11 protein-coding genes are annotated in these 7,840 nt (G+C 39.3%); 6 read left to right on the forward strand and 5 right to left on the reverse strand.

Going from position 1 to position 7,840, the window contains the following annotated elements:
* Positions 1 to 208: 208 nt before the first annotated feature.
* Positions 209 to 592 carry a YmaF family protein gene (locus V7137_RS21000; RefSeq protein WP_335699874.1) on the reverse strand — a complete coding sequence of 128 codons (384 nt, stop codon included), beginning with the start codon at positions 590 to 592 and terminating at the stop codon, positions 209 to 211.
* Between the two features lie 412 nt (positions 593 to 1,004).
* Here V7137_RS21000 and V7137_RS21005 point away from each other — a divergent pair, with 412 nt between their 5' ends.
* A complete protein-coding gene (locus V7137_RS21005) occupies positions 1,005 to 1,472 on the forward strand; it encodes a GNAT family N-acetyltransferase (RefSeq protein WP_335699875.1) in 468 nt (155 codons plus the stop codon).
* A gap of 39 nt (positions 1,473 to 1,511) precedes the next feature.
* Here V7137_RS21005 and V7137_RS21010 read toward each other — a convergent pair whose 3' ends face one another.
* Positions 1,512 to 1,706, reverse strand: a complete 195-nt coding sequence (locus V7137_RS21010; RefSeq protein ID WP_335699876.1) for a hypothetical protein — start codon at positions 1,704 to 1,706, stop codon at positions 1,512 to 1,514.
* Between the two features lie 190 nt (positions 1,707 to 1,896).
* Between V7137_RS21010 and V7137_RS21015 the strand changes: the two genes are divergently transcribed.
* On the forward strand, positions 1,897 to 2,220 hold the full coding sequence (locus V7137_RS21015; RefSeq protein ID WP_335699877.1) for a hypothetical protein: 324 nt from the start codon (positions 1,897 to 1,899) through the stop codon (positions 2,218 to 2,220).
* A 176-nt stretch (positions 2,221 to 2,396) separates the two neighbouring features.
* Positions 2,397 to 3,563: a two-component system sensor histidine kinase NtrB gene (locus tag V7137_RS21020; RefSeq protein WP_335699878.1), complete on the forward strand. Its 1,167-nt coding sequence runs from the start codon at positions 2,397 to 2,399 to the stop codon at positions 3,561 to 3,563.
* A gap of 245 nt (positions 3,564 to 3,808) precedes the next feature.
* On the opposite strand, the gene V7137_RS21025 is transcribed toward V7137_RS21020, so the two are convergent.
* Complete coding sequence (locus V7137_RS21025; RefSeq protein WP_335699879.1) at positions 3,809 to 4,324, reverse strand: GNAT family N-acetyltransferase; 516 nt, start codon at positions 4,322 to 4,324, stop codon at positions 3,809 to 3,811.
* Between the two features lie 147 nt (positions 4,325 to 4,471).
* Between V7137_RS21025 and V7137_RS21030 the strand changes: the two genes are divergently transcribed.
* Both V7137_RS21030 and V7137_RS21035 read left to right on the forward strand, forming a co-directional pair.
* Entirely contained in the window at positions 4,472 to 4,993 is a 522-nt protein-coding gene (locus V7137_RS21030; RefSeq protein ID WP_335699880.1) for a GNAT family N-acetyltransferase, read from the forward strand.
* Between the two features lie 31 nt (positions 4,994 to 5,024).
* Positions 5,025 to 5,462: a hypothetical protein gene (locus tag V7137_RS21035; protein ID WP_335699881.1), complete on the forward strand. Its 438-nt coding sequence runs from the start codon at positions 5,025 to 5,027 to the stop codon at positions 5,460 to 5,462.
* 54 nt (positions 5,463 to 5,516) lie between these two features.
* Here V7137_RS21035 and V7137_RS21040 read toward each other — a convergent pair whose 3' ends face one another.
* Both V7137_RS21040 and V7137_RS21045 read right to left on the reverse strand, forming a co-directional pair.
* On the reverse strand, positions 5,517 to 5,867 hold the full coding sequence (locus tag V7137_RS21040) for a DUF805 domain-containing protein (protein WP_335699882.1): 351 nt from the start codon (positions 5,865 to 5,867) through the stop codon (positions 5,517 to 5,519).
* A gap of 102 nt (positions 5,868 to 5,969) precedes the next feature.
* The gene (locus V7137_RS21045; protein WP_335699883.1) at positions 5,970 to 7,187 is read right to left on the reverse strand and encodes a C40 family peptidase; all 1,218 of its coding nucleotides are present in this window, start codon (positions 7,185 to 7,187) and stop codon (positions 5,970 to 5,972) included.
* 297 nt (positions 7,188 to 7,484) lie between these two features.
* On the opposite strand from V7137_RS21045, the gene V7137_RS21050 reads away from it, so the two are divergent.
* Entirely contained in the window at positions 7,485 to 7,640 is a 156-nt protein-coding gene (locus tag V7137_RS21050; RefSeq protein ID WP_335699884.1) for a hypothetical protein, read from the forward strand.
* Positions 7,641 to 7,840: the final 200 nt, after the last annotated feature.

Consider the following 7,840-nt stretch of genomic DNA (forward strand, 5'->3'; position numbering starts at 1 on the left):
CTTCTAGAGGTGTAATGATGTCTGTGCTTGGCGGCTACAGAGAGATTCCTGTCTCTCACTTATAATCTATGCAAAAAGAATAAAGAGGACTGGACAAGCGTGGAGAAAGGATTTAAATTTCTTGGAAATGAATATTCCTAATATAAAAAAAACACCCTGGAAGGATGCTTTAAACTCGGATATTCAGGTTGTCAAAAAAATATCTTCCCTAGTCACTACGGCTAGTTGTACCACTATATTTATGTGAATGAGGATGGTCCCCGTTAACTGTCGTTACTCCTTGAAATTTATGATAATGTCCTCCTCCAGGCAAGGAAATAGCAGGACCCGTCACGCCTCGAATTTCATGTTTATGTCCATCATTCAACGAAGTAACTGTAAAGTATTTATGGGAATGTTGTACTCCAGTAGGAGCAGGTTCCGTTGTCCCTGCATATTTATGGTCATGCCCGCCAATAAAAGAAGTCACTCCCGAAAAATGATGTCTATGAATGGGTGCGCCGTTCCAAGACGTCAGATATAAGTGGTGAGAATGCTCAGAACTATTTGAATCGGTTGAATGAATGATAAACCCAGTAATCGGAATTTCCATGTGTTATCCCCTTTCTTAATCGCTCTTACAATTTATGAAACAACTAAATCATTTATGTGACTTTCGTAAAGGCAAGAGGCCGATAAAATGCTGAAAGTGGTCGATATATACTGAATGCGGCCGATAAAATTGATTTCACCTAAATAGATGGTAGGGGTTTTATAAAAATAGGTAACTTAAGATGTTTTAGATCATAAAAGTCAGCCGGTACGCTAGAAAAAGAGAATAAAAGTTACCAGAGCCAGGCTAAACGCCTGTCTTATTGGTGGGTTTTGGGAAAATAAATAGAAAAAGCCAATCCATGTCAGGATTGACTTCTAAAAATTACTTCGTAACCTTGATTTTGATTGTCAAAGAGTCACCACCTAGATTACGATAAAAATAGGTTTGCTTTTTGGAAGGGGATGCTCCAATGCAATTATATTTTTACAGTGAGAGATTCAAACACGCTATCGACCAGTATCAAATAAACGAAGACCAGCTCCGTTATACCGCCGATCCTAAAGATTGTATCAAACTATCAAACGAAGATTCAGCGCGCAGCTCCATCTTAGCCATCGAAAACGATCAACTCGTCACATTCTTCGTTCTACATATAAAGGAAGGGGTCAAACCCTATTCAGCTAATCATCAGGCTATTTTAGTACGGGCCTTTTCAACGGATTTTCGCCATCAAGGCAAGGGGTATGCGAAAAAAGCGTTAATGCTGTTACCGGCTTTTGTAAAAGAGAATTTCAGCGGCATGAATGAAATGGTTTTATCCGTTAACGTTGGAAATGTGGCCGCACAGGGCTTATATGAAAAGTGTGGGTTTGTGGACGAAGGGGAACGAAGAATGGGCCCAAAGGGCGAGCTGATCGTCATGAGTTACTATTTATAAAAAATGCATCCCTCTTTTTTTCCTAAAGTGGGATGCGAATTAATATAGTCGTTGTTGTTGCTGACAATGTGGAAATCCATTTATATCCTGTATCGTATTAAAATTGTATTGCTTTAAAGCAAATAATGCTGGGTATAAATATTCCATGACAAGAAGCTTTCCGCCAGATGTACCACACAATACCCCAGAAGCCCCTTGACCATTAGTGAATGAAATACCAATTGGCCGCCCCATTCAGTGTCTAATTTTTTGCTGCCACGGCATCGTCATCCCCCCTCAAGGATACCATCTTATGGCCATTCAAATTTCAAGTGCCTGTTCGTCTTAATTTCACAATCGGTTGGCATTTATGGACAAGTATCCACACTTCGATCCATAACCATACATAAATTATCTAAGGGAGTAAAAGAGAGGAGGAAAGTTATTGGAGGATCATGATCAAAAACAAAAGCTGAAGAGAGAAGTAGACCGTATTTCAAGATTCATGTTTGGAAACCGCACACAGCATTCCAAAGAAAAATCGAATAAAGATGATTGGTTTTTTGGCCGCAGAAGGAAAGAAACTGAAACCAAGAAAGAAGACTCTCAACCCCTTCAGAATAAAGTAGAAAGCTTTATGGACAATGTGGATATAGAAAAGCTATTTGAAACCTATGACACCTTCGTCACCACCAAAGAACAATTAAAACCATTATTTAAAGAAATAGTCCCATTTTTTAGCAAATTCACGAACAAATTTAAAAAGTAACTCAAAAGAATCCTGTAGTCTCTTTAAAGGGAATGACAATAATCTGATCCAGGCTCGAACGCCTGGATTTTTAATATTTATTCCTAGTTGAATCTTTCTCGGACTGAGGTTTTTGACCGAGAAATTGTGTATAATTGGTAATATGACCATTAGATAAATGTATGGGAGAGAAACTTATGTTTTTTCGATTGATGTATCATATCGTCTTGCCTATTTATGTCGTATTTGTCATTTTTTCCTCGATAACGTTGGAGAGATCGCAAAACGATTTTTTCATAATCCTACTAGGCATTCTTTTTATTACAAGTATTTATTTGGAAAGGATTTATCCCCGTTATTTTATTTATATAGCGACTATTGAAATCGTTTCGTTACTATTGTTTCATTTCACAACCCAACTGAATTGGTGTTTCACCATTTATATCATTTTACTTAGTAAATTCTTATTTCAAATCAGGGGAGTCATCAAGGGGGTTCTTCTTGGTTTTTTCCTCATTGGTTTTTACACAGTTATACGAATTTCGTATACTCCTGTAGATTCCTATAGCGTACTTGCGGTTGGATCGGACTTCTTAACTTCTCTAGCGGTGGTGCTCATCATTCAATATATCATTGAAACGGAGAGAGAAAAAAATGTCCTCAAAGAAGAGAAGAAACTGGAAGAATTACGCTATAATGAGGATAAAATGAAGCTTTTAGGTGAAATGGCTGCTGGACTAGCACATGAAATTAGAAACCCTTTGACGATCATTCAAGGGTTCCTTCAACATGCCAAAGAGGATCATTATAATATACAACCGTGGTATGATTTAATCCTAAGTGAAGTCTGTAGGATGAATAAATTAACGTTCGAATTCCTGCAATTTTCAAAACCAGATGTTTCTTTATACCAAACTCATTCCATCCACGAGTGTTTAGAGAGAGTGATCTCCTTAACCGAATCCAAAGCCCTCAGTTCAGGACATCAAATCGTATTCACGGACTACGATCCCAATCTTTTTATACGGATGTACTTCGATAAAATGGTACAAGTTTTTGTTAATTTAATAAACAATGCCATTCAAGCGATGGTTGAAAGTGGAAACATTACGATTCGATTGTTAAAAGTTGAGAACAAAGCGGTTGTTGAGGTTAGTGATATGGGTGTAGGTATAGAAGAGGCAGATCTAAAAAATATCTTTAATCCATTCTATACAACAAAATCGGATGGAACGGGGCTAGGGCTTCCTATTTGTCAGAAAATCATACAGGATCATGGAGGAGCCATTGAGGTGACTAGTATTCTGAAACAAGGAACTACATTTACCATTCGTTTTCCTTTGAATAGTGTAGATCCACATTAATAATAAGTTTGTGAAGATCAGCTAACGGAATGCAAAAGTTAAACAATGAACAGCTACGGCTGTTCTATTTCATTATTTTACTTAAAAGTTATTTATTGGGATAACGGAGCAAAACCTGGAAGTCCTTATTAAATGACGGTCAGGATCATGAAAAGGCACTTGAGGACAAAACTTTTCAAGAGACCGGATGAAATGTTAGCCATACAAGTGCCAGTAATCAGTTTGGGCATTCCCTGAAGCTGCCGCTATTTAAAATTAGCGCCAAACAACTTCAACTCCTCCGCATCATGCGGGAGCTTAATCATCCCCTCGAACTTCATGCCGATCTTCTCAAGCAGCCGCGCTGACCCAACATTGTCCTCTGAAGTGATCGCCACAATCCGCTTCAAACCCAGCTGCTCCTTACCAAACTCCAGTGTGGCCGAGGCTGCCTCAAAGCCATAACCCTTCGCTTGATACCTTGATAAAAACGCAAAGCCAAGGTCAACATCGTCCAAGCCATCTCTTTTAATTAATCCACAAATCCCAAGCGGGGTCTTGGCCTCATCTTTTAATTCCGTCATAAAAAGACCAAAGCCCAGCCGGGAATACATCTCCATAGGCCCCGCGACAATATAATTCCTTGCATCTTCTATCGCTCGTATACCTCGATCACCAATGAAACGCACCCAAGAAGGATCATTCAACAGCTCTAGAATAAACTCGGCATCCTCTGGTGTTAACCAGCGAAGGGTTAACCGTTCCGTTTCCATCACTTTCAATGAAAACACCCCATTTCATGAAAAACTCATATCTAACTCACACTATATCATGTATTCTGGAAAGGAAGATAGTGACAATTCATTATTGCGGTATATATTTAGAGGACAACTCACTTTTCAGAGCAATGCATTAGAGAGGAGAGCACTATGACTACTAATTTTATAAAACTAACAGATCCCACCTCCAGCATTTTAGAGGTGTTTAATAAATGGGAAAACGACCCCGCATTAATTCCGTTAACTCGCCCTAACCAAAACCAGTCAGAATTGGATCGTCGTGAAAATATATCCCTCGAGGATTTGACCAAACGTCTGGAAGACCATCATATCTTTCTTATCTATTTGAATGATCAATTGATAGGGGAAATGAACTATGTAGTCGATCCGCCTTATCTCTACAAAAAAGACCCTGGGACCGCTTGGCTTGGTATCACTATAGGTGAGGACGTAGGAAGAGGCAAAGGGATTGGTTATGCAGCGATTCAATATTTGGAGGAGCAGATTAGGACGCAGGGGCTGAAACGGATTGAATTAGGCGTGTTTGAATTTAACAAACAAGCACAGAAACTCTATCAGAAGCTGGGTTACAAAGAAATCGGACGGATCGACAATTTTACCTTTTGGGAGGATAAAATGTGGACGGATCTTCGAATGGAGAAGTATGTATGAAATCACCGGCAAGAAAGGAACGTAAACAATATTGTTTAGATATTATGCAATCTTAATTTTGTCTATATCGATAACAATTATATCGATAGGGTACCTGTGTTATATTTTTATTGAAAAGTGGAAAAAAGGAAAAAGATATCGAATACCATTAAAGCAAACAGTGTCATCTTTCCTTGGCTTGTTAATATTCGGTTTCTTTCTCGTTTTATATGGTCAAGATTTACCTGATGTTTTGTCTCATCAACCTACAAAATATGAAGGTAAATGTGAAGTCGAGATCATTTCAGGTAAAGGGGCACACCTAGAGGCTAATTTTGGAGAACATTATATAAGGTTCGATAACTTTGATTATAGTCATGTTCAGCAAGGAAACTATTATTGCAAAGTTGAATATTATCCTCATTCAGAAGAAGGATATTCATTAAAACTCTACCAATCTAAGGGCGGAAAAGAAGTGGAAGTGAAATAGCCTTTTCCCAAAAACAAAAACCGCCCTTCAAAAAGTGCGGTTAAGTTCTGCAATTTAGAACGTTGCTTTAGGATTTGGTCCATATTGATTATCGACAGGCTGGCTATCAGTACATGTGAAGATAAGTAAGATGATCCCGCCGACCAAAGGAACAAAGCTAATCAAAAACCACGCTCCGCTTTTTCCGGTATCGTGCAAGCGTCGTACCGTTACAGCCAAGGACGGGATGAACATGGCTAAATAATAGAGTCCTGTGATGATGGCAAATAAAACTGAGATGTTACTTAAAATGACAAGGACTAAACCTATCACGACATTGACCAGATGGAACATCCAGTATTCTTTCCGTCTTGCCCGGCCAGAAAAGATCGCGTAATCCTTAACTACTTTCATAAACCATTCCATGAATCGTGCACCCCTAAGAAGAAAATAACCAATCTAGAATAAATTTTAAAATTGCTTTGTTAGTATAGCATTTTCATAGGTACAATCCAATAGGAGAGTATACTAGTAGAAACGCTTAAAGCTCTCAAAATGAGCTTGATAATACGAGCTTTGTAAATTGGAAATCATCACACCGGAATCATTGGCGTGGATGAATTGGTTGTTGCCAAGGTAGATTCCCAAGTGGGAAATCCCTCTTTTATATGTATTTTCGAAAAAGACAATGTCGCCAGGTTTCGGTGTGTCGACATAATATGTACGGTCGTAGTAACCTTCCGCCGAATAACGGCCCATTTTCATCCCTGCTTGATTGGACACATAATAGATGAAGCCGCTGCAATCAAAGCCGGAAAGCGTACTGCCGCCCCAGACATACGGAATCCCAATGAGCTTCTTGGCACTCGCGATCATTTTCGTGGCAAGATCAGGGTTAACAGCGGGTTCTGTCTTCGTTCCAGGAACCTTCAGCTTTTGACCGACATATATTTTATCGGAAGTTAGTTTATTGAGTGCCATTAAATCCTTGATCGTCAGCTTATATTGAAGCGCGATTTTTTCAAGGGTATCGCCGCTTTTCACGATATAATCCGTTACGCTACCAGTGGCAGGAGTCGTTGTATTTGGCGGTGTGGTGGCCGCTGGCGGCTTGGCTGTTACTGGTGTCGTTGAAGTTGTATTCTTCGCTGGAACCTTGAGCTTTTGGCCGACATAAATCATATCGGATTTTAGTTTGTTCAGTGATTTCAAGTTTGTCACGGTTGTAGAGTGGTTACCGGCAATTTTACCAAGATAGTCGCCGCTTTTAACAGTATAAACACCCGTAGCTGTTGTCGTAGGTTGTTTCTTTGCTGGTGTCGTTGGCTTTGCTGCTGGCTTTGGTGTTGTCGTGGTCTGTTTCGGCGCCGACACCTTTAACACTTGTCCGACATGGATAACCGTATTATTCAGCTTGTTCCACTGCTTCAGTTCAGCCAAGCTCACATGAAAACGGTTGGCAATCTTAATCAAGGCATCACCTTTTACAACGGTGTAAGTGGTCGGTTGTGATGCATGGGTCATTTTGCTAGCGACCGTAATCTTGAGCATTTGATTGACAGAAAGGAAATCCGACTTCAACCCATTTGCTGTTTTGATTTCTTTGACACTCGTATGATATTTAAACGCGATTTTCGATAGCGTATCGCCTTTTTGAACCTTATATGTATCGGCCAGGGCAGTGCCTGCAAATACGGTCGAAAGCAGGGCAGCTGTCGATAAGGCACGAACAATAGTTTTCTTCACTAGCAAATCACCTCTATTTTTTCCACATTTTTATTAATTTTACCATAGTTTGCTAATGTTTCGGATAAAAAGTTGTAAATTCTTCCTGAATTGTTAGCGAAATATGGTTTATTTGCTGAATTATCGGATAATTAAAAGGTATTGAAGTAATTCTTCTGTAGACCGTTTTATCATAAAAAGGAACAAATCCTTACAAAATTCACTAAATTACTACAAGATTCACTGGAAATCCATTTACATCTATCTGATAATCTAGTAAAATTGTCAATTAGAGTAAAACAAAGGAGGATAAGAAAGGTGGATCGGACAGTAGAGGCAAAAAGCTCCAAAATGACAAATTTCTCAGAAATCGTGAGAAAAGCATACGAAACGGGCGTAAGCGAAAACGAAATCACCGTAGAAAAACTAATCGCAGACCTAAAAGCAGACTTGAAAAACTTAATGGTCGGTTAAATATATATAATATAAATGATGAAGATACAGCCACCGAGGGAACCTCGGTGGTTTTTTTGTGTTTTTGGGGGTAGCTGAGGGCGTGGATGCTGCCTGTGGCGGTAATTGGGCGGTTACCGTATTTCGTGATTGATACCCTTTTGGGAAATTAGGTTGGGTGGTAAGCATAGAGCGTGAATGGTGCCCGTTGAGGTAAAAAA

This window comes from Neobacillus drentensis (assembly GCF_036962765.1).
GTDB lineage: Bacteria > Bacillota > Bacilli > Bacillales > Cytobacillaceae > Neobacillus > Neobacillus drentensis_C.